General features: G+C 44.5%; 21 protein-coding genes and 3 tRNA genes. 5 read left to right on the forward strand and 19 right to left on the reverse strand.

Translation table 11 applies throughout. From position 1 onward, the window contains the following. Positions 1-184: 184 nt before the first annotated feature. The 6 genes from ACH10T_RS05405 to ACH10T_RS05430 all read right to left on the reverse strand — a co-directional run bounded on the left by ACH10T_RS05405 (position 185) and on the right by ACH10T_RS05430 (position 7920). Entirely contained in the window at positions 185-931 is a 747-nt protein-coding gene (locus tag ACH10T_RS05405) for a hypothetical protein (RefSeq protein WP_394808300.1), read from the reverse strand. 170 nt (positions 932-1101) lie between these two features. Continuing rightward, positions 1102-1515 carry an EAL domain-containing protein gene (locus ACH10T_RS05410; protein ID WP_394808301.1) on the reverse strand — a complete coding sequence of 138 codons (414 nt, stop codon included), beginning with the start codon at positions 1513-1515 and terminating at the stop codon, positions 1102-1104. A 2-nt stretch (positions 1516-1517) separates the two neighbouring features. Further along, the gene (locus ACH10T_RS05415; protein WP_394808302.1) at positions 1518-3410 is read right to left on the reverse strand and encodes a diguanylate cyclase domain-containing protein; all 1893 of its coding nucleotides are present in this window, start codon (positions 3408-3410) and stop codon (positions 1518-1520) included. Between the two features lie 175 nt (positions 3411-3585). Next, on the reverse strand, positions 3586-4185 hold the full coding sequence (locus ACH10T_RS05420; RefSeq protein ID WP_394808303.1) for a glutathione S-transferase family protein: 600 nt from the start codon (positions 4183-4185) through the stop codon (positions 3586-3588). Between the two features lie 132 nt (positions 4186-4317). Beyond that, on the reverse strand, positions 4318-5577 hold the full coding sequence (locus ACH10T_RS05425; RefSeq protein ID WP_394808304.1) for an OFA family MFS transporter: 1260 nt from the start codon (positions 5575-5577) through the stop codon (positions 4318-4320). A gap of 273 nt (positions 5578-5850) precedes the next feature. Then, positions 5851-7920: a hypothetical protein gene (locus ACH10T_RS05430; RefSeq protein WP_394808326.1), complete on the reverse strand. Its 2070-nt coding sequence runs from the start codon at positions 7918-7920 to the stop codon at positions 5851-5853. A gap of 829 nt (positions 7921-8749) precedes the next feature. On the opposite strand from ACH10T_RS05430, the gene ACH10T_RS05435 reads away from it, so the two are divergent. Then, a complete protein-coding gene (locus ACH10T_RS05435; protein WP_394808305.1) occupies positions 8750-9211 on the forward strand; it encodes a PEP-CTERM sorting domain-containing protein in 462 nt (153 codons plus the stop codon). Positions 9212-9360: 149 nt separating this feature from the next. On the opposite strand, the gene ACH10T_RS05440 is transcribed toward ACH10T_RS05435, so the two are convergent. Further along, a complete protein-coding gene (locus ACH10T_RS05440; RefSeq protein ID WP_394808306.1) occupies positions 9361-10323 on the reverse strand; it encodes a methyltransferase domain-containing protein in 963 nt (320 codons plus the stop codon). A 345-nt stretch (positions 10324-10668) separates the two neighbouring features. Here ACH10T_RS05440 and ACH10T_RS05445 point away from each other — a divergent pair, with 345 nt between their 5' ends. Then, on the forward strand, positions 10669-11961 hold the full coding sequence (locus ACH10T_RS05445; RefSeq protein ID WP_394808307.1) for a DUF2130 domain-containing protein: 1293 nt from the start codon (positions 10669-10671) through the stop codon (positions 11959-11961). A gap of 70 nt (positions 11962-12031) precedes the next feature. Here the strand turns inward: ACH10T_RS05445 and ACH10T_RS05450 are convergent, their stop codons facing one another. From ACH10T_RS05450 to ACH10T_RS05460, 3 genes are all read right to left on the reverse strand, one after another. After that, complete coding sequence (locus ACH10T_RS05450) at positions 12032-12187, reverse strand: hypothetical protein (protein ID WP_394808308.1); 156 nt, start codon at positions 12185-12187, stop codon at positions 12032-12034. Next, positions 12187-12930 (reverse strand): hypothetical protein, encoded by a 744-nt coding sequence (locus ACH10T_RS05455; RefSeq protein WP_394808309.1) that lies wholly within the window; start codon positions 12928-12930, stop codon positions 12187-12189. Before ACH10T_RS05455 ends, ACH10T_RS05450 begins: the two co-directional genes overlap by 1 nt. Before the next feature lie 485 nt (positions 12931-13415). Then, the gene (locus tag ACH10T_RS05460; protein WP_292995345.1) at positions 13416-13763 is read right to left on the reverse strand and encodes a hypothetical protein; all 348 of its coding nucleotides are present in this window, start codon (positions 13761-13763) and stop codon (positions 13416-13418) included. Between the two features lie 742 nt (positions 13764-14505). On the opposite strand from ACH10T_RS05460, the gene smbP reads away from it, so the two are divergent. From smbP to ACH10T_RS05475, 3 genes are all read left to right on the forward strand, one after another. Then, the gene (smbP, locus tag ACH10T_RS05465; RefSeq protein WP_394808310.1) at positions 14506-14841 is read left to right on the forward strand and encodes a small metal-binding protein SmbP; all 336 of its coding nucleotides are present in this window, start codon (positions 14506-14508) and stop codon (positions 14839-14841) included. Positions 14842-15180: 339 nt separating this feature from the next. After that, positions 15181-15636 carry a hypothetical protein gene (locus ACH10T_RS05470; protein ID WP_394808311.1) on the forward strand — a complete coding sequence of 152 codons (456 nt, stop codon included), beginning with the start codon at positions 15181-15183 and terminating at the stop codon, positions 15634-15636. 91 nt (positions 15637-15727) lie between these two features. Continuing rightward, positions 15728-15991 carry a hypothetical protein gene (locus ACH10T_RS05475; RefSeq protein WP_394808312.1) on the forward strand — a complete coding sequence of 88 codons (264 nt, stop codon included), beginning with the start codon at positions 15728-15730 and terminating at the stop codon, positions 15989-15991. Between the two features lie 20 nt (positions 15992-16011). Here the strand turns inward: ACH10T_RS05475 and ACH10T_RS05480 are convergent, their stop codons facing one another. From ACH10T_RS05480 to cysW, 9 genes are all read right to left on the reverse strand, one after another. Further along, positions 16012-16548: a hypothetical protein gene (locus ACH10T_RS05480; RefSeq protein WP_394808313.1), complete on the reverse strand. Its 537-nt coding sequence runs from the start codon at positions 16546-16548 to the stop codon at positions 16012-16014. 99 nt (positions 16549-16647) lie between these two features. Continuing rightward, positions 16648-17235: a tyrosine-type recombinase/integrase gene (locus ACH10T_RS05485; RefSeq protein WP_394808314.1), complete on the reverse strand. Its 588-nt coding sequence runs from the start codon at positions 17233-17235 to the stop codon at positions 16648-16650. A gap of 39 nt (positions 17236-17274) precedes the next feature. Continuing rightward, positions 17275-17868, reverse strand: a complete 594-nt coding sequence (locus ACH10T_RS05490) for a tyrosine-type recombinase/integrase (protein WP_394808315.1) — start codon at positions 17866-17868, stop codon at positions 17275-17277. A gap of 194 nt (positions 17869-18062) precedes the next feature. After that, positions 18063-18152, reverse strand: a tRNA-Leu gene (locus ACH10T_RS05495). A 19-nt stretch (positions 18153-18171) separates the two neighbouring features. Then, positions 18172-18245, reverse strand: a tRNA-Cys gene (locus ACH10T_RS05500). A 113-nt stretch (positions 18246-18358) separates the two neighbouring features. Further along, positions 18359-18433: transfer RNA gene (locus ACH10T_RS05505), tRNA-Gly, on the reverse strand. A 441-nt stretch (positions 18434-18874) separates the two neighbouring features. After that, a complete protein-coding gene (locus tag ACH10T_RS05510) occupies positions 18875-19129 on the reverse strand; it encodes a hypothetical protein (RefSeq protein WP_394808316.1) in 255 nt (84 codons plus the stop codon). Between the two features lie 222 nt (positions 19130-19351). After that, on the reverse strand, positions 19352-20452 hold the full coding sequence (locus ACH10T_RS05515) for a sulfate/molybdate ABC transporter ATP-binding protein (protein WP_394808317.1): 1101 nt from the start codon (positions 20450-20452) through the stop codon (positions 19352-19354). After that, positions 20449-21327, reverse strand: a complete 879-nt coding sequence (gene cysW / locus ACH10T_RS05520; protein WP_394808318.1) for a sulfate ABC transporter permease subunit CysW — start codon at positions 21325-21327, stop codon at positions 20449-20451. Before cysW ends, ACH10T_RS05515 begins: the two co-directional genes overlap by 4 nt.

Below are 21327 nucleotides of genomic sequence, written 5' to 3' on the forward strand. Positions count from 1 at the left end.
CAGGAGTTACAGAGCTTTAACGATCATTAAGCACAGTTGGTTGGGATGACGTTAGGAATACCAACATCACTTGATCAGATCCCAGTTCGGCAGCATGCAGAAAATTGCCTCCGGTGGCTCCGGGTTTGCATCATGTCGCTTTTAGAGACAGCTATTATTCCACGTGTCTCGATTGATCATCGAATTACAAATAATGGAAAATACCGATCAATGAAGCGCCTCCGGTTGCATAGATGAGCGGGCTGTCCCAGGTATGTGGAGAAAAAGCTTCGGCTAAGGTAATCAGGATCGGCATTAGAAGTAGCGCGGCAACTAGCTGAGTGGAATTGAAATATTGGTGAAATGCCAATATCGCAATCACAGTTGTTATGAATACGCATGCGCTGCCAATATAACTACGAACGTATCTTTGCTTGGTAAAAAGCGCATAAGTCGTATATTTTCTTTTGCCGAATCTTATCCCGACGGGTTCTGCAAGACCGTCACCGACACCATTGGCAATGATGATGATCATGATGAGCGGTAGCATGTCGCGGCTTTCGAAGTAAGCCAGCAAGGGGATGAGGACCAAGTAGCTGGCGATAAACTGTGTGTAAAGCCAAGTCAATGTAAATGGTCTATCTTCCGGCCTATCAAACGAGCAGAACATCACGGAAAGCACCCTGACCTTATTGCGCAAGGGCGCTATAAAAAATGTCAGAAAAATAAATGCGCAGACTACATCGATGAAAAATGTTGTTGCGCTATAGGGATACTCAATGACGGATGACAGTAAAGTCGGCAGAAAGAAAAATGCGAAATGATTTATTTTGCGCGTGTAGTTAACTTTGAAATATTGATGAATGACTAATAATCCGCACGCATAATGAATTAAAAATAATAATGCGTAGAAAATTGCATGATGCAACCAATACTCGAAGGGGATGGACATGTGCGGATCGGCTATAGTTCTCTCATGCAATACGAGTCAATTCTCAGCATTTGCATCAAGTGGTTTATATGCATGTCTCGATAAGATCGTATCCAAATATCGCGCTACATTGTGATAGGATGAAAAATCAAATTCACCACCCAATGCTTCGAAAGAATAAGAATTCTTGGTTATGCGGCTGACGCCATTTTGTTCAATTTGCGCTGCCGGGTAACAAGTAATTTTGAAATTGTATCGACGTTGACTGGTTTACTGAACAGATAGCCCTGCACTTTCTCACAACCAAGGCTTCTAAGAATATCAAGTTGTTCTGGTTTCTCAACACCTTCAGCGATTATTCCGTATCCCAGTTTGTGTCCCATTTCTATCATCGAACTAATTAGGGTGAGTGCTTGATTATCGACAAGCATATCGTTAACAAAATATTTGTCTATTTTCAGGCAATCAACCTTAAGGTGTTTAAGGGAAGCAAAAGATGAATAACCTGTTCCGAAATCATCAATTGCCAGTAAAACACCCAGGTTCTTCAAGTCTTGAAAAATGGAAAGATTACGTGGGTCGGTCTGCACAATGCTTTCTGTCACTTCTAATTCCAGCTCAGCTGGGGCTCTATTCCTACTTCTTCAATAATACGTTTAATCAGTGATGCGAACTCTTTATCGAGAAAAAGGCTTGGAGAAATATTTACTGCCATACGAAGCGTGTGAAAACCTTCTTTCTTCCAGGCGACTAATTGGCTGCAGGCTGTTCTTAACACCCATTCGGTAAGCGGCCTAATCATGCCGATTTTTTCAGCTGTGGCGATAAAATCAATTGGCGGGACTTGGCCTAATTCCGGATGATACCATCGTGACAATGCCTCGAAACCAAAGATTTCTCCGGTATTGACTGCAATTTGCGGTTGATAAACAAGTGACAATTGTTGCTTTTCGATTGCTTCCCTTAAGTTTTGCTCGACATGAAAACGATTTTCAGCCTGTTGGGTAAGTTCCGCTTTATAGAAAGCATACTGATTTTTTCCATTTTCCTTTGCTGTGTAAAGCGAGGTATCTCCTGCTTTTAATAATGCTGACAGATCTTTTCCATCATCAGGGTAATATGCGATTCCAATACTACAAGCCGGCGTGAGTTTTCTGGAATACATCTCAATCGGTTGCGCTATCGCATCAAGACAACGTCTCGCAACATTGGCCGCGTAATCATCGTCTACTTCTTCAATAAGAATACAGAATTCATCGCCACCAAGGCGTGCGATGAAATCAATTTCACGGCATGTATTGACCAAACGTTTTGCGATGGTCTTGAGAAGCAAGTCACCGGCGGCATGCCCAAGACTGTCGTTAACAGCCTTGAAGTTGTCTAGGTCAATATATAACAATCCAAAACGACGATTATGCCGTGCCGATGTTTTTGTGATTTCTGCAAGGTGCTGAGAAAAAGCGGCGCGACTGGCAAGTCCGGTTAGTTCATCGGTATAGGCGAGTATTTGGATGCGTTTCTGAGCTTGATCCCGCTCCATGACTATTCCCGCAAGCCGGGCTGCAGAGATAAGGTCGTGTAATTCTGCTTCATTAGGAAGCGCAGGGTGATTGTAGTACATGCCGAATGCACCTAAAACCTTTCCTCTGGAATCTTTGATGGGTTCAGACCAGCAACAACGCATGCCATGGGGTAGGGCGTATTGTTTTATTTTTTCCCATTTAGGATCTGTCTCAATATTCTCAACGAGAACACGCTGCCCTGTATAAGTAGATGTGCCACACGAACCAACGCTGGGTCCGTTTTCCAGACCGTTTACCGCGTCACAATATTCCTTCGGTAGGCTTGGTGCTCCACCGTGTAGAAGTTTATTATTTTCTAATTCGAGCATTGAACATCGCATTCCAGGATGTCGGGCTTCATACATCAAAGCAATTGCATCATAGATGTCTGACGCAGGGCGCCCTATTGCAATCATCTCAAGAATTTCGGCATTCTTGTTATCAAATACTTCGGCTGTTTTACGCTCTGTGATATCAATATGTGTTCCAACTAGACGAACTGGTTTACCATCAGATTCGCGAGTTACAAGAAATGCTCGAGATAGAACATAAACTTCGTGACCGTCCTTATGACGCATACGCATTTCAACTTCAAATGAATCTGCTCGACCAGCCATGTAATTCTGAACTTTTTCTAACACGATGTCCCTATCATCGGGGTGAACTAGGCTTGCCCAGGTGTTTAAGTCATTTTCAAGTTCATTCTCTCCATAACCCAACATACTTTTCCAGCGCGGTGAGTAATAGACTTCATCAGTCTCAAAATTCCAATCCCAGAGCCCATCATTAGCGCCACGCATCGCCAGAGAAAACCGCTCTTCATTGATATAAAGTGCGGTTGTACGTTTTTCTGTCATCAGATTTACGGCGACAAGCTCGATATGTAGCCGTTGTATTTCTTCAAGTAGCTGAGACTTGGATCGATTGGTATAACTCACAGTCATCTCAATAGGATAGAACGTGTTGTTTTATGGAATAGTAACTACTCATTGATACCCGGGAATTATCACGCGGTCACGATCTAAGTGTTGAAAAATGGTTGGCCTGATTTTGTGTCGATCATTACTTCATCAAGGTAATACGAATCAATTCTCGACATTGTTATCAACCGGTTTATGCTTTGTTGCGTGTAGGTCTCGATAAGATAGCATCCAAATATCGTGCTACATTTTGATAGGGAGAAAAATCAAACTCACCACCCAGTGCATAGGACAAAACGCTCGCCATATTAATATCGGCAACGGTAAATTTGTTAGCCACCAGAAAATCTTTACCATTGAAATAGATATTCAATACCTCGAGTGGTTTCATCAGCCTCTTTTCAGCCGACTGGATGATGTCAGAACTTCTATCTTTCTCATCCAGTACCTTTCTGTGAAGAATAAGATCGACACACGATGTTTCCATTTGGGTTACTGCAAAAAAAGTCCATTTATAGATCTGCGCTTCATCTTCCAGCCGGTTAGCCCACAGTTTTTCAGCGCCATATTTTCTCGACAGATAAAAATTAATAGCCATTGCCTCGGTCAGCACAAGATCTCCATCAACTAGGGTGGGTACCTGGGCCAATGGGTTCAGCTTTAAATATTCGGGAGCGTTTTTCTCTTCCTCGAAAGGATTTATCTTAACATGTTGAAAATCAAGACCAAGCTCAATCAACATAAACAATACATAGTTTGCCCGTGACCATTCAATTCCGTACAGGGTGATCATTTTTTTCTCCAAAATAAAATAAACTGTTACGCACAGTGCCCGCTACTCTTATATTAAAAAATCCATATTAATCAATAAGGTGATTGGAGTTAGGTAATCTTAGTTTCGGTCGCCATTTTTAATCGCCACATTTTAACCGGTTTGTTGGTTCTTGACTGGATTTAATCCGATAGCGGCGATGATCATTCCAAGAATTGCCAGTCCTGCAACAATTGGGAATGCACCCAAATAGCTTCCGGTGATATCCTTAATATTTCCGGATAGCAGTGTTCCCAGGATGGCGCCGGCACCATAAGCCGTAAACACCAGACCATAATTCTGTGCATAATGTTTCTTTCCAAAGAATATTCCGGTTGTGGTTGGCGCGATGGCAAGCCATCCACCTAGGCACATCCATAACACGCAGAATACAAAGAAATAAAGCAGTGCGTTTCCTTGTCCTAAAAAGGATATCAGCAAAGATACACCCAGTATCATGGCAAACGAAATCATGGCTGTGTGCTTCGGGCCCAGTTTGTCGGTAATGGCTCCGAATAGTGGTCGTCCCAAGCCGTTAAATACCGCAAACAATGAAACAGCGAGCGCTGCGGTCGTCGTATCCAGCTTGGCTATTTCTGTTCCAACAGGTGATGCTATTCCTATCGCCATTAATCCAGTCAAACACCCGATTGTGTACGTAGCCCACAGCGCATAGAAACTGCGTGTTCTCAGCATTTCTTGTCTGCTAAGGTTTATAGTTGGCGTTGTTGCGGTTGTAGCTGAAGCTGTTTTTACTCCCGCAGGTGCCCACTCAGTTGGCGGGAAACTCAATAGCTGGGCTAAGAGTGTTATGACAACTAAAAAGGCGATCCCTAAGTAAAGAAACGTATTGAGTATTCCAATATCCGGATTATCGATCATCGCTTTCATGAGTGGCGCGATTACCAATGCCGATATGCCAAAACCCATGACCGTTAAGCCAATTGCCAAACCACTTTTTTGCGGGAACCATTTCGCGACAACTGCAATCGGGCAGCCGTAAACGATGCCGACCCCAGCTCCGCCTATTACGCCGTATAAAATGGTAAGAAATGTAATATTCGGAGAGAAACTTGCAATAATCCAACCTGCACCTACCAACAAGCCCCCAAGCATAGTGGTCTTTTTGGGACCCCATCGCGCCACTAAATTTCCTGCTAGTGGCATCGCAATCGCGAATACCGCCAGGAATACCATAAATGGATAACCGCTTTGGCTGGAAGTAAGTCCCCACAATGCCTCCAAAGGTTTTCTGAAAATACTGAATGCATAAATGGATCCAAGGCAAACATTGATTAATAATCCAGTCACAACCAGTATCCATCTGCCTTTTTCCGCTTCCATACCGAATAGTTTCAAATTTTGCTTGGTCATTTCAGTTTTTCTTTATTCTCTTGTTTTCCAAACAGAACTTACGCTTGCAAATTACTGCCAATGATTAAAGGTATTTATACCAGGCAACGACATAGCGGTCATCTGCTTTGCCGCTACGTTGTTTTGGAAGCCGTTAGGAGCCAAGAGACCGAAAAAAACGATGATTACCACCCGCGACATAGTGTATACAGCTAACGAGAATTAGAGTCATTCTGCGCTAAAACGTGAATTTCTTTTTGGCCTGTCACCGGCTATGCTCGCTGAAAACCAAACTCAGTGATTGGGATGCCTACTTAACCTATAAATTATTTCATACTCTGCGCCATCCGCTTCAATAATGATAGACGATTCCCGTTTGTCTTCCCCTTTTGCCAAGGCAGGGATAGTGCCATTGAAAGGTCCATCATCGTCTTCACCGCTATCTAATTCAAAAACAGTGACATTTAGCCGGCTTGCAAAAGCGACATTTTTAGGGAAATAAGAATTGAGCATTCGCCGTTCGTCATCGTCAAAATCTTCATCCGTGAAATCCAAGAAATTAGCCGCCATATCATCAGCAGTCATGGTGAGATGGATTTCGTCAGCACCCAGACCACTTTGGTCATCGATACTGTAAATTTCCAAGTGATTCAGGTAGGAAATACCGTATCGATAACCCGCCAGGAATTCATAATCCGTTGTTTGGCTGCGCTCCAGCAAAATATAAACATCCTTGATATCGGCGGAACGATCATAGTCGATCAATATAAGCCGATCTTCATTGGTTACTTGCTCAGAAGGCGCCAGAGCGGAAATGCCTTCGAAAAGACTTAGCCGGATTTTTCGACTAAAATCATTTTTGATATAAAGCTGTACCGGATAGGGATTGCCACTCAATAATTGTTCCGCAAGTGGTGCTCTGAACCAGCATTCATCCTTTGCGCCATTTTTCTGGCCAATCGGCAATCGCGGATCTTTGGGGATGTCATTAGCCAATAAGCCGATAGCGAGGAAACGGTTTTCACCGGTGTGTTTGATAAAGGAAAAAGCGATATTGCCGGTGAATGGTGCTTCTCTTTCGGTGGCTTTCAGGCGGATGAACATCGGCCGGTGCACGTCGACCTGATCACCCGCCTCGGAAAGCCCGAATTCGTGTTGCAGACTGTTTAACCAGTTGCTGTCGAGTCCCAATTCGACCCATTTGACTTGATTGAACGGGGCGACTTGAGTGGATATATTGTGTTCGTAATAGAACGCGGCTTCCAGATTGGGCGAGTAAGTGAAGGTATAGGTACCCGGCGCATGGATATAAATCCACTGGAATACGCCGGGGGAGGCGATCTTCAAGTCATTGGCGATATTGACTTTGACCAATGAATCCGGTGCCTGAAAATGCACAAAGTCGCCTTGCAGTTTGGCTTGATGGGGGGTGTTGTACGGAAACTGCCAGTGCACTTGCGCCAAAATACCTTTGTGGTCGCTTTGGATTCGTTCAAATGCCATATCCAGAGCAGAGAAATTGGATGGCAGAATCCGCATGTGCTGGGCAACGAAGCGGCGGGGCGCTTCTCCCATGCCATCTGTTCGCTGTTTTGGGAAGCAGATGTAATCCAGCCGCTCTTTCAATCCCGCCGGCAAATGCTTGCCTTCTTTCAGATTGGTGTTGGTCAAGCCCGGGTCTGCTTCCATGAAGGCGCCCGGCGGCACCATCAACGTGCGCCAGCCGTCGATCAATTGTTCGGTGAAAATCAGCTTGTTTTGCTGCGTGGTAATGCCTTGCGAGGCGTTGTTGTACGGACCACCGTTGTTGATGAAGACATTGGTCCATTCGCCATGGCCATCGGTGGAATAGGGCGGTGTGTCGCCGCGGATGTTCAAATCGCCCAGCACGATGACTTTATCCCAGTTGCCGTTATCTTCCGGCGCGCCGATGAGATCGATCAGCGTCGCTTCGATTACTTTCAGTTGCCGCAAGCGGATGGTGTGATGTTCGCCGACTTCTTCGTAGAATGCTTGTAAATGCGTCAAGGCGATGGTAACGATTTCAAAGTGTAGCCCGGTGCTGATTTGCACGATCGCCACGCCTTTTTCCGCCAAACCGTCATCACTTGCGCTCATGGGGAAAAACATACCGGGTATTCCCATACTTCGATAAGGATAAAAACGGCTTCTATTATTGGAAAAATTATGCGCCGAGGGCGGTAATTCCCGGAACTCAAATTTGCTGAATATGGCGAGTCCGCCATCGTTCAAGTCACCACTGCTGCCGTTGAACAACACGATGAAATGGGGATACATGTCCTTGAGGCCGATTTCTAAAATCTCTTTCGCATCTTCATTATCCGCCTCATTGAAGACCACGATATCGGGATGCTCATCAAAAGAAAAATTACCGGATCCAGCGCTTTAACCGCAGCTTTTGCACGCCATTCGGCATCGCTGTGAGGACCTGCTGGCCAAGCTTGTGCTTGAATGTTCATGGTTAGTATTCTAATATTTCTCATGATGGAACAATCCCCCAAGTTGAGTAATTAATGCTGGCTGTTGGTCGGCACTGAAAACGCCGATATTGTTAGACTTTTCCGATTATTCATTGTCAGGTGTTGCCTGGCTGCCGAGAATTTGTTCGCGCCTTTGTTAGGGCGATGCATTTTAACGCTCTTGATAGGTTTTTACAGGGTTTAATCCAATTGCAGCGATCAACATTCCAAGAAACACCAGTCCCGCGACAATGGGAAAAGCAATAAAGTACTCCGCTGCTTGCAGCGAGGCATCTAATTGAAAGCAATGCAGTAAAAGTGACTGATTGCATCAGTATTCTTTGTTTTTCTATTCTGCACCTGATTTGTGCAAATGCTGATTAAAGCATGGGATTTTCCCAAGTATGACCATTATAGTACAGATGTACTGGCTGAAAATGACATGGCAACTATATCGACTGGATCGATATTGTGATCAAATTTGAGTGAGGTATTTAGTTGATTTATCTCAGATATCAGGTCATATGCTTCTAGACGGTCAAGTTTGTACAAAAATATTGTCCTCTGAAAGATTTTTATCTGTAGAAGGGCAATCTAACTACAGATAAGCAGATAAAAATTTTAGACGATGACCATGGTTTGTAGTTGATTGAATTTTAATGTGACACTGATATATCCATAAACAAAATTTGAATAATATAAAGAAAATGATTATGAAATATTCTTTTATTGCTGGTTCAAAAGAGAGGGTAGTACTCGCTTTGGTAATGCTATGCAGCGCTTCTCCAGCACTTGCGCTCGATACCTCGGCGTATCCCGTTACGGATTCGGATGTTTTCGGCTCCGATAGTCCGGTTACCGTGGGTTTTAAATTCACTGCTGAAACTGCAGGTACTCAGTATGTGTTGGCCGCCCATACCTCAGCGGGCGACGGATACCGCTACAACAATGTGCTGCCAACCACGCTAACGGTAAATCCAATGATTTCAGTCGATGATAATGCCGGGCTCTATGCGTATGGCCCAACGCTGGTCTTCCCGACAGCAAGCATTGGTTATGATCTCTATGCGACACCCAATATGCGGCCGTATCCGGTGCCAAAACCAGAAACCTATGCGCTGTTGTTAGTAGGATTGGGATTAATAGGTTTCACATTGAGTAACAGGAAAGCTTAAAAGTAAATCACTTTTATTAAATTTATTCGGTCGAATAAATAAAAACCCGCCTGATCAGGCGGGTTTTTTTGTCTGCTATTTTTCAGTCTAGCAAAGTTTTTCCTGAAAAAATATCCAACCACGATTAGGGGTTGCCTGCGATACGTGAATCAGTGATGGTGCATTTGGGTGGTATTTGATTGAAACTTCGATGGATAATTTAACGCCTCGAGTGCTAATTCCAAGACCGGAACCCGCTTACTGACAAGGCGAACTTCCAATGAATCTGACAGTGCGTTAAGGGGAGCGCCGCCTTGGTAACTGAAACGTATTGAAATATGGTCGCCTTTGGAAACCTGGATTGGCGTGGATAGTGGAACGATAATGTATTGGGTATGCCAATCGACAGTGCTGTGTGTCAACATATTAATGGCTAGAATATTTTTGGTGATGAGTCGTAGTGCATTGAGTTGACCGCTCTCGGCAATGATGATTTCTCCATCCCAATGGCAGGTTTGGCTAAATGGCTCCGCATAAGACAGCAGCTGAAATACTTCAAGATTTCCGAGGTTTTTACTTCTCTGTTGAATTGAACAGGGATCTTGAAATAAAATTGTTGGTGCGTAAAAACCTTCAAAATGGAAGTTCTGTTCTATCGGCTGAATGGCCTGAATACTGGCTTCTGGCACAAAGATAGGCAGGGGGCCGCCAAATTTTTCCCAGTAACGTTTTTTAAAGGAATCGATAACGGGCATTTGTTTTTCACGTAACAAACCCGTATGCAGCATTTCACAGATCACCACGTCGACGGGTTCCGGTGGCAAGTAATGTAGCGCATCTGCCTGAATCACTTCGACCTTGTTTCCGTTGGTGTTTTGTGCAAGAAAGCTACGTGCAGCACCCACCAGTTCCGGGTTGCGCTCAACACAATAAACCTTCTGTGCTTTTTGTGCGGCAAAAAAGGATTGCACGCCAGTACCACCACCCAACTCCAGCACCTTAGCGCCGGGTTTGACCACCAAATTAATCGCCTCTTTAAAGCCTGCCATTCGGATAGTGTCATTCAACATATTGTGATGGTAATGTAGAGGGATGAATTGGCCGAGCTCCAAGCTCTCGAATTTATTTTTCATAGGGATTCCTAAATATTTAGCGCTAAGAATTTATAATGAGTTGCTGTAAATGTTGACAGCAATGATCATGCCAGTCTGCGGCAGAGCATACGCTGACTGCGTTGGCTCTTTTTTACTTGATTTTTTATAGTGGATAGACGGCAAGACCGGCAAAGATTGCCGAAAAAATAATTGGATTCGTGCCTGTAGCTCGGCATACAAAAATCGAGATTCCAACAATGCTGCAATAGCACTGGTCACTTCAATAACCTATAAGCACTGATCAGAAATACAGCGTAATATTTCAAAACATAAAACTCGTTTCTTCGCTAACTTATCGCCGGTATAGACAGGAAAAATATTGTTATGACAGAACCAACGATTGTCTGCCCGAACTGTAAAACGGAAATCAAGCTCACCGAATCATTGGCGGCACCGCTGATTGAATCCACACGCAAGCAGTTTGAGCAACGGCTAGCGCAAAAAGATACTGAAATCATCCAACGCGAACAAGCCATGCGCGACAAGGAAAAGCAGCTTTCGGAAGACAAGCGCAAGCTTGACGATCAGGTAGCCAGTCAAGTGGCTGAACAGTTGAAAATAGAGCGTTCCCGCCTGATTGCGGAGGAATCCAGGAAAGCCAAACTGGCTAGCGCTGCCGAGCTGGAGAACAAGGCGCGTGAATTGGTTGAATTGCAAGAGGTGCTCAAATCCCGCGACGAGAAATTGGCTGAGGCACAAAAGGCGCAAGCTGAACTTATCAAGAAACAGCGCGAACTCGACGATGCCAAGCGGGAACTGGAGCTCACCGTAGCAAAGCGGGTGCAGGATGGATTGACCGAAGTGCGTACACTCGCCAAAAAAGAAGCCGAGGACGAACAGAAACTCAAGGTGATGGAAAAAGAACAGACCATCGCCGCAATGCAGAAACAGATCGAAGACCTCAAGCGCAGGGCCGAGCAGGGTTCTCAACAATTGCAAGGCGAAGTCCAGGAACTTGAACTGGAGAACTTACTGCGTAGCAAATTTCCTTTCGATATCATCGAACCGGTGCCCAAAGGTGAGTTTGGCGGGGATGTACTGCACCGAGTGATCGGTGCAAGCGGTCAGGCTGGCGGCACTATTTTATGGGAATTCAAACGTACTAAGAATTGGAGCGATTCCTGGCTGGTAAAACTTCGCGATGACCAGCGCACGGCGAAAGCAGAAGTCGCTGTGATCGTCAGTCAAGTGTTGCCGAAAGGCGTCGAAACTTTCGAAATGATCGAAGGCATCTGGGTCACACACCCGCGCGCTACCTTGCCGGTAGCGATGATTCTGCGCCAATCACTTCTGGAAATCGCGTTGGCACGTCAATCTTCAGAGGGCCAGCAAACTAAAACGGAAATGGTCTACCAATACCTAACCGGTCCACGTTTCCGCCAACGCGTGGAAGCCATCGTTGAAGCATTTTCCACTATGCAGGAGGATCTTGATAAGGAGCGCAAAGCTATTATGAAACAATGGGCAAAGCGCGAAGAGCAGATTGAGCGGGTGATGGGAGCGACCGTTGGGATGTATGGGGATTTGCAGGGGATTGCAGGGAAATCGTTGCAGGAGATTGATGGACTTGAATTTTCTGCCTTAGAAGATATGGGGCGCGAGAAAATGGATGAATAAGTAGTGATGGATTTTCTTGGAACAATTGATTCTCCCGGAAGGAAGAATCAATTGTTTTGTGGACGGATTATTATTTGCTAATGATTTTCTTTTCTATCTTGGGTACCGTTACTTTGATTGCATCAAGTACGGATTGGGCGGCAATTTTTTGCATCTCCGCTTGCGTTGATCGACCCAAATGTTTGGCTGCTGCTGATGCCAGAGATGCGTTAGCAAGACTGATCATTAGCGGACCCCATGGATCACAACGGGATGAGGTTTGCCGTTGATGATGATTGCTCCGCCGCCATCAACTGCTACACCGCCGATGATGGTTCCATAAATAGCACCGAATGCATCCGGATCTATTTTTGGAATATTGACATTGGAGTTTTCATAAACCGCAATGGCTATTCCAGTTGCACCGGCTGGCACATTGATCACACTGTTGTTTGCTGTTCCGGCACCGTAGGAGATCCATTTGGAAAATGGCTCAGTGGTGGAATTAACCGACGCTGAGGCTTGCAAGGTTTGTGCTTTGGTGGTTAGCACGACACCGACCACATTGGCCTGACTGGTGAGGCTCGGATCACTGGTTACCGTGACAAAAGTATCATCGATGAAATCCCCTTTGATGGCCGAGAATGCATCGTCAATAATGACGGTGGGTCCGGGTCCACCTCCGCCTGTGGGGTAATACCACGCGGTAATCGTTAAAGGATTGCTGCCGACTGATTGAGTTAATGTTCCTGCCGGGTAGGTTTGCCCTTGCGTTCCATCGGTTACGCTCCAGAATAACATATGAGCCATACCGATAGCGCCATTGTATGTGTATTGTATTTCAGGGACGTATAGTGGTGAAATATTTCCCGGTTCATCGACATCAACTTCACTGGATGGATAAGGCTCGAGCTCTCCATTGGCGTTGCGCGGTTGACGATGATGGCCTGCGGGAATAATAACTTTGTAATGTACGCTGACATGAGGCATGATTTTCTCCCTTAAGAAAACAATTTTTTACAAGTTGTTCATAATGGATGATATTTCTTGCAAAGTTCGATTATTGCACACTTGATTCTACGCCCCTAATGGGGAGATTACATGAGAATTGGCGATACCGGAAAAGTAAAGAATTTTTACTACATTCGATAGAGATTCTTATTGATGAACTTGGATTAATCTCACGATGATGTTGAACACTAACTCATGCGATTTACAACATCAGATGTGTCTAGAAAAATGCTTATTATCAAGGATTTTATTATTCTGGATCTTTCGGCAATTCTTGCCAGTTGCTCATGGTTTTACCTGAGTAGGGCTGGGTATTATGCATTCATACGACCAGGTCATGGACTGCCTAGAATAAGCGCCACCGATGGATTCACAAGACTCTTTTTCGTTATTAGAATAAATAAACGATGTTATTAATATCGCAATTAAAAGGAGTGTATACAAAAAAACTTTTGTCTTCTCGCTCATGATTTAACCTCATTGAATGGAGTGAAAGAGAAATCAAAACCCAAATAATCCCAAGGTATATTTATGCAACCACAATCACACTCACCATGATTATCTTTTGCTCTCCACCAAACCGGCTGACCTGTCTGCGCTTGCCGTACTCTCATATCGAATTGAGGAACAGGTTGACAGATTAAGTAATGCGTTACATTCGACATATCCACACAAGAAAGACCGCTTATATTATGAAATGTAATTTCTTTTTCATAAGCATGTTCAATACCGCGCAAGATAAAACCTTCTTTAGCAGTGCGCATTTCATCCAACTGTTCTCTGGATCCGTTCCATTCTTTCCATTCAGCCATTTTTATCCTTCATTAGAACTTTTAAACACTTACCCAGACGCCAAAATTCATAATTACCCCATTGTTTCATCATGAGATAATTTTAGTTAATTGTTTAAATATGACTTGATATAACCACGACCCACCCCATGCAATTACAAGAACCATTAACAAGACTGCTAAACCATAAAATATTTTATTAATCAATTTACCATCTCCTGCAATACTTTCATTTAAGCTGCCCGGGAAGAGTCCGGACAGTTACTCATTTGATGTGTGCAATATTTATTCCGGTATGGGTTTACATGATGGCTTCCTTTTTTTGGTTTGATTAACATAGGGAGATTAGTTTTCTGCCGTGCTGGTTGGCTATGTGCCTCCCTGCGTGCGGTGCGCATAATTTCATCGAGTGCGCGCTTGTTTGCTTGCTGTGGCGTGTTCAGCACCTGCCCGAATTCTGCGGCCAAATGATTTTGTTTGTCAGACTATCGAATTGTAACTTAATTTTTTTAACCTATAGAAATTGACCACAAAAACTACGAAAGGGCGCTGCAATATGTTACGGGTGAGTTTGTTTTCCTAAGAAACTTTAAACAAACTCATATCCAAAGCATTGTATGAGGATGCTGCCCAAACTCTAACTACGTTCGGTATCGTACAGATTAATTTCCATTCTCTCGGATATACTAATAAAGAATGATTCGGAAAAGTCGAAATTTCTTGTGATCATTCCTTAGATTGATTTTTAGTGGAATTAATCAGTATGAAAACTATTACTTTATTTTCAAGTATATTATTTATGGTTATTTTTTCTTTATGCGTAATGGCAGGAGATAATCGATTAATTGATGCAATTCAGCATACACAAAGGGCCGCCACCGCGGTAGATGGCATGGATGTCACCAAACATGCAGAGGTGGCGAAAAATCATGCGAATGCTGCGAAAACTGATAAACATAACAAATACGATAATAAACAGATGGATGATGGCATTAAATGCTTAGATGATGCTATTAAAGAAGGTATGGATGGTAATGCTGAAGCCGCCAGGAAAGCCGCGAATGATGCTTTAAAACATTTTACTCAGGCTACAAATTAATTTTTAATAGCTTCAGTATTATAAAACGGTGTGAAAAAGATTCACCGATTTTAATAGTGCTTTCAGTTCTCTTTTATTCCTGATTTATCCCTTTTATATATCGTAGTCTGTGTGCATACGTACTACTTTTTCATACAAACGTTCTGACAATTTCATCGAAAAGCTGAACTCCTCAGGATTGCGACGTCGACCGGTGCGAAGGGTATAACCTAGAAGGGGCATGCACCCGAGCCCTAACACGAATTATCTTTATCCTAACTGCCCATTTTTGCCAAACGGTTTTTGTGATGCAGTTGTAAGTTGTATACTGTTTTATATCTTTTTACGAAGTGATCAACTATGGAAGATTTTATAAAGCGTCTAAGATATCGAGCTTGGATTCAGAAATCCCTTGCATTTCTCGCGTTAGCTGGCGCTGTGAGTACTGTAATAATTGGCGCTGATTACTTTATATACGAATCTCCCAAGATTGCTGCACAAGACATTGAACAACAAAGAAGAATCTCCTCTTCACATGATGTCATTTCTAGATTATCAGATCTTAATACGAGCATTCGTATCAATATGGAAGAATTAAATAAAGCGGAAAATGAATTGTTAATAATCAGAAATGTGGTGGAGCGCGATGGGAATTATGAACTGAGTGGTAATAAAAAAGATTTTTATTACAATTACATAAATAACGTTGAGGTTTCTACTAATAGTTCTTTTGCTAGTGTTTATGCGGATATGGGCAAAAAAGTATTTTATATAGGTATGATGAAGTTAGAGGAAATAGATGCCCTTATTAGATAATATTAAACAAATAAATGTATTCCTTGAAAGTAAATAAGCAATAAATATTTATATTAATGGTCAAGAATCTCAACAAGATTCAAATAGAAAATTGCTTCAGCAAAAGATACTTGATTCCGACAAACTTAAAAAAGATCTCGCTCATGCACTTGATGCTACCAGGGAATTTGGTGAATCCAACAGCCTTAATTTCTTTAGGGATAAAATTATAAATAATGACAAACAAATTAGAGACCTTAAACAAAGACTCAAAGAGTTTGATGAAGAAATGAGTTCTGGTAGTTTACAAAAGTCTGCAGAAGAAACTGTAAATTATCAGTTGCAAGTTAGAGGCGCCATTGAAAGGCTGAGGTAGAGCGAATCTATTTTTATCCATTAATGCAAAATCTTCGTTGGCTCATCGCCTTCTTTTTGGGGTAGCAGGTGTGCAAATCTGCCCTTAACTTCTGTGAAATAGCGGAACTCTACTACCCCAATTGTTCGTTTCTTCTTGGAAATCCCCTTTGTCTTGATCTGCGGTTGTGCGGACCACACTCCATGCCTTGTTTCCAACATAAGCGAACACGTATCTATCGCATAGGGCGATTTACTTATGCTTCCGTACTTGTCGAGGATCGCATTCATTTGGTGCATTTTGTCTGGCCGAAGCGCCCATGCTTCCATTATCACGAACACAAAATCAGCCTCCAATGCCAATGCTACTGACTGGATTATCTGCGCAGACTTGTCTTTGCCCTCGATGCTTCCCGATTGAATTATCACCGGGATGAATTCCTTGGTGGTCAGATTGCCAACGAACGCCATTGCCTGAAGCTTTTCTCCGGCCTCCAGAAACCCCCGGGCTTTGTCAATCAAAGGACTGATAATGCCCATGTATTCTTGCGGTGGAGTACTAATGGGTGCTTCAGTCATTTTTTCCTCAATATTTACCGCCAGTAGAGCAAAAACGGGGACGGAAAACGTCAGGCCAATTGGCTGTGCAGCGGTACTACTTCCGCACCTGCCTTCAATTTATCCAAATAATCCGCCCATTGTTGCATCATTTTTCGACGTTCCGCGAGGTGCGCGGTGCGATTGTATGCGCGTCCATTCGGATCGCGCACAGCATGGGCAAGCTGGTGTTCGATGAAATCCGGGCGTACCCCCCAACACTTCATCAAGGATCGTTCGTGCCATTGCTCGGAAGCCATGACCGCTCATCTCATCCTTGGCATATCCCATGCGCCGCAAGGCGGCCAGCACAGCGTTATCACTCATCGGCCTGTCATTGGTGCGTGCCCCCGGAAACACATAGCGCCCGCCGCCCGTCATCGCGTGGAGTTCGCGTAGAAGTTCCACCGCTTGTGTGGATAGAGGAACAAGGTGCGGTTTACGCATCTTCATCCGCTCGGCGGGTATGTTCCATTCTGCATTATCCAGATCAATTTCAGTCCATTCCGCCTTGCGCAGTTCGCCGGGACGCACAAAAAACAACGGAGAAAGGCGCAGGGCACATTTGGTAACAAAGTAGCCTTGATAGCCATCTATGGCGCGTAGTAGCTCGGCAGCGGCTTTGGGGTCGGTGATGGCGGCGTGGTGTTCAACTTTCTTGCTTGGCATGTATTCGCATAAACGTGCTGTAGGATCGCCTTGCGAATATCATTTTTTGGCGGCATATCCAAATATACGGCCACAGTTCCAAAGGATGCGCCGGGCAATATCCAGTGCGCCCCTATCTACAATGCGCTGGATGGTTGCATCTATTTCAGGCGTAGTGATTTCATTTATGGGCCGTTTCCCAAGCCAAGGAAAAATATCCTTTTCCATCCAGCCGATAATTTTTTCCGTTTGTTTGTCGGATCGCCTGTCTGTTGGGACAGATGCCCATTCTCGCGCAATATCTTCAAAAGAACCGGCAGCAGGTAATCCTTCACTGATACGCCGTTCGGCTTCCAGGCGTTTTGTCTGTACTTGCTTGGCAGTCTTGCGAATATCGCTAGGATCTGTTCCAGCCGCTACCAATTCGCGCGCATCATTGGCTTTTTTACGCGCTGCACTCAAGGGTGTGTCAGGGTAGACCCCCACAGATAGGGTTTTACGTTTGCCACCGATTGAGTAATCAAATCTCCACCATTTGGCGCCATCCGGCTTAACCAGTAGGTACAGACCGTCGCCATCATTCAAGCGGTACATCGTCGACATAGGTTTTGCGGCCTTGATTGCCGCATCAGCTTTGATTTTATGTCGGGCCATTGCAGTAACTCCCCAAGTGAAAAGCAGTAACTCACAAAAGAAAAAGCAGTAACAGGATGAGTTACTGCAAATGTTACTGCATATTTGGCTGGATTGTAAAGGATGTTACTGCATTTTGCCGGACATAAAAAACACGAAAATCATTTTTTTATGCTGGTTTGGTGGACTTTCTGGGACTGTATAAAACTATCTGGTGGTGCCCGGGGCCGGAATCGAACCGGCATGGGCGGTTTAAGCCCGAGGGATTTTAAGTCCCTTGTGTCTACCTATTTCACCACCCGGGCGATAGAAATATCTGATCGGTGGAGGCGGGGGTCGGAATCGAACCGGCGTAGACGGCTTTGCAGGCCGCTGCATGACCACTCTGCCACCCCGCCATTACTGCATAACTTCTAAATGTGCTGTAAGTCTTACGGAAAGAAGCCTGTAATCGGCTATCCAATTTCCGAAAATAAAATAACATTTCACAAGAGCCATTTTCTTTGAAAAATGGAGCGGGAAACGAGGCTCGAACTCGCGACCCCAACCTTGGCAAGGTTGTGCTCTACCACTGAGCTATTCCCGCAATATGAAGTTGCTGTGCGACTGGTATCACTTCAGAAACGAAGGGTGGATTATAGAGATGCTGTACGTTTTGTCAAGAAAATGCAGATTGAGATTGTTTGGCTTAGATCGAATTTTGGCGGGTAATAGATTTGTCTGGATATTGGTGTATGTATTTCTAGCACTGGAAAGTCAGTGGTATCGTATGATGCATTTTGATATAGCGTGCTTGAATCTTACAATAAGAATCCAAAGGTATTTCTGCAATGATGCAACGCACTGGAATAATTGATTAACACTGGAATGCTACAATTTTAGTTGTAATATGCGGTAAGATTATTTTTCAATAAAGCATGCTGCCACAAGCAGCGGGGTATTTTCTGGGTGCTTCAATCTGCTGGTTTTCAACCAGCTTTCGCCCCAAGGGGCAGGGAACTGAACCCTTAGAGATAAAATGCTTCTATCATAAGCATCTCAGATGATCTCTAACCAGTTTGTCGTAATAGTCGCTTTGGATCAGATTAAAACGTGCAGAAGCTGCAATATTAGCCTGATTTTTTTGTTCCACTTGTTGCAAGATTATCTGTGCGCCAATTAAGTTTTGCAGTTCTGTTAATGCGCTAAGAGTCGAAAGCCAGTTACTGTCTGAATGTTGGCTGGTTTCAGTATTAGGTACGCTATCCGTATTTGATAATAATTTCCTCAAAATAAGCACCATGATCCTGCTTATTACCCAGTATATGATCTTCGATCAGCATCTAGAAAAAGTACGCTGCCTTTATGTGAGCAAATGAGATGGAACAGGCAGTAGTTGTAAAGACATTTTCTCCCCCATGTTTTATGCGTGTTATCAAATGAAGCAAACGTAGAATTTCTCTAAGCTCTCAAAGTTTGATTGTTTAAGCGTAGTTATTTACTTAGGGTAATAATCCAAAACGTTTCATTGTGCTTGTGCCGTATCATTGGCGCTATTTTGATGTTTGGGAAACAAATCAAGGCGGCGTGGTTTGATAAATACTTCATCGCCTTTTATCAGTTGTAACTCACGAAAACGCTCCTTACTGATTTCAACTTGAATCGGGGTTTTGTCTGCGTCGTTGATACGCACTACCTCCAATCGAACGATCGGGCCCACGGAAAGAACGTGAACGACACGTGCCGCCAGTGCCGCTTCACCATTATGCGTGCGTTCAACTTCGATCTCATGGGGGCGAACGTAGGCGACTGCCGTGAGTTCGTCAGCTTCTGCGTGCTCCGGTACATCCACTTCGATGTCACCAATCCAGGCGCGCCCACGATGCAGACGGCTATGAAACAGATTTACATTGCCGAGAAACTCATAGACGAAGGGGCTGGCGGGTTGCTCATAGACCTCATCCGGGGTGCCGATTTGTTCAATCCGACCTTCATTCATGACAACCACCCGATCGGCGACTTCGAGTGCTTCTTCCTGATCATGCGTCACGAACACGCTGGTAATATGCATGTCATCATGCAATCTGCGCAACCAGGAACGCAATTCCTTACGCACCTTGGCATCCAATGCGCCAAAAGGTTCATCCAGCAATAACACTTTGGGTTCTACCGCCAGCGCTCGCGCCAACGCAATACGTTGACGCTGACCGCCTGAGAGCTGATGAGGATAGCGATCTGCCAGCCAATCCAGCTGTACGAGATGTAATAACTTCATAACCCGATCACGGATTTCCGTTTCGGCAGGACGAAATTTCTTGGGGCGCACGCGCAAGCCAAAAGCGACATTTTCGAAGATAGTCATGTTGCGAAATAATGCATAATGCTGGAATACGAAACCAACTTGACGTTCACGGACATGTTGATCGGTGGCATCCTCGCCGTGAAATAGCACCTGACCGCTATCGGCTGTTTCAAGTCCTGCGATCACGCGCAGTAACGTGGTTTTTCCCGAACCGGAAGGTCCCAGCAATGCCAGCAATTCACCGGAATGTACTTGCAAATTGACATCATGCAGCGCAGTGAAAGTGCCAAATTGTTTTGAGAGATTAAGGACTTCAATGCTCATTCGTGACCTCTTGATTTTTGATGTTGTTTGTTGCGAAATTCGATCAGTGTTTTTAATGCCAGCGTTACCAATGCCAGCAGTGCCAGCAATGAAGCCACTGCAAAGGCGGCTGCAAAGTTGTATTCGTTATAGAGAATTTCGACATGTAGCGGCATGGTATTGGTGCTGCCGCGAATATGCCCTGATACCACCGATACCGCGCCGAACTCTCCCATCGCTCGTGCATTACACAAGATCGCGCCGTACAGTAATCCCCATTTGATATTGGGTAACGTAATTTGATAAAAGGTTTGCCAACCGCTTGCTCCCAGCACCACGGCCGCTTCTTCTTCTTCAGTGCCTTGCGCTTGCATCAGTGGAATCAACTCACGCGCGATAAACGGCACCGTCACAAAAACAGTTGCCAGTACAATACCGGGAACAGCAAAAATAATTTTCATGTCATGCTCTGCCAGCCAAGGACCTAGCCATCCTTGCAGGCCAAAGACAAGCACATAAATCAACCCTGAAACCACTGGAGATACGGAGAAAGGCAGATCGATCAGCGTGATCAACAGGTTCTTGCCGCGAAATTCAAACTTGGCGATCGCCCAGGCTGCGGCAACACCGAACACCAGATTCAACGGCACCGCGATCGCCGCTACGGTCAGCGTCAATTTGATGGCGGAAACAGCATCAGGGTCGGTGATTGCGGCAAAATAAACTTCTGCGCCTTTTTTGAACGCCTCATAAAAAACCGAAATCAGTGGAATGAAAAGAAATAGCGTTAGAAACGCTAGCGCCAATCCAATCAATGACCGGCGCACCCAGGCAGGCTCTTGTGTGGCTCGCTGCCTAAAAGTTTTTCCGGATGCGGGGAATGTAATCGTGGACAT

The organism is Nitrosomonas sp. (assembly GCF_043753625.1).
Lineage (GTDB): Bacteria > Pseudomonadota > Gammaproteobacteria > Burkholderiales > Nitrosomonadaceae > Nitrosomonas.

Coding starts and splice junctions, on each gene's coding strand:
- ACH10T_RS05515 (WP_394808317.1), bottom strand. CDS start 20,452: ATGAGCATTGAAGTCCTTAATCTCTCAAAACAATTTGGCACTTTCACT.
- ACH10T_RS05490 (WP_394808315.1), bottom strand. CDS start 17,868: ATGGCCCGACATAAAATCAAAGCTGATGCGGCAATCAAGGCCGCAAAA.
- ACH10T_RS05445 (WP_394808307.1), top strand. CDS start 10,669: ATGACAGAACCAACGATTGTCTGCCCGAACTGTAAAACGGAAATCAAG.
- ACH10T_RS05470 (WP_394808311.1), top strand. CDS start 15,181: ATGGAAGATTTTATAAAGCGTCTAAGATATCGAGCTTGGATTCAGAAA.
- ACH10T_RS05420 (WP_394808303.1), bottom strand. CDS start 4,185: ATGATCACCCTGTACGGAATTGAATGGTCACGGGCAAACTATGTATTG.
- ACH10T_RS05485 (WP_394808314.1), bottom strand. CDS start 17,235: ATGCCAAGCAAGAAAGTTGAACACCACGCCGCCATCACCGACCCCAAA.
- ACH10T_RS05440 (WP_394808306.1), bottom strand. CDS start 10,323: ATGAAAAATAAATTCGAGAGCTTGGAGCTCGGCCAATTCATCCCTCTA.
- cysW (WP_394808318.1), bottom strand. CDS start 21,327: ATGTCCACGATTACATTCCCCGCATCCGGAAAAACTTTTAGGCAGCGA.
- ACH10T_RS05480 (WP_394808313.1), bottom strand. CDS start 16,548: ATGACTGAAGCACCCATTAGTACTCCACCGCAAGAATACATGGGCATT.
- ACH10T_RS05455 (WP_394808309.1), bottom strand. CDS start 12,930: ATGCCTCATGTCAGCGTACATTACAAAGTTATTATTCCCGCAGGCCAT.
- ACH10T_RS05435 (WP_394808305.1), top strand. CDS start 8,750: ATGAAATATTCTTTTATTGCTGGTTCAAAAGAGAGGGTAGTACTCGCT.
- ACH10T_RS05510 (WP_394808316.1), bottom strand. CDS start 19,129: ATGGTGCTTATTTTGAGGAAATTATTATCAAATACGGATAGCGTACCT.
- ACH10T_RS05405 (WP_394808300.1), bottom strand. CDS start 931: ATGTCCATCCCCTTCGAGTATTGGTTGCATCATGCAATTTTCTACGCA.
- ACH10T_RS05425 (WP_394808304.1), bottom strand. CDS start 5,577: ATGACCAAGCAAAATTTGAAACTATTCGGTATGGAAGCGGAAAAAGGC.
- ACH10T_RS05460 (WP_292995345.1), bottom strand. CDS start 13,763: ATGGCTGAATGGAAAGAATGGAACGGATCCAGAGAACAGTTGGATGAA.
- smbP (WP_394808310.1), top strand. CDS start 14,506: ATGAAAACTATTACTTTATTTTCAAGTATATTATTTATGGTTATTTTT.
- ACH10T_RS05450 (WP_394808308.1), bottom strand. CDS start 12,187: ATGATCAGTCTTGCTAACGCATCTCTGGCATCAGCAGCAGCCAAACAT.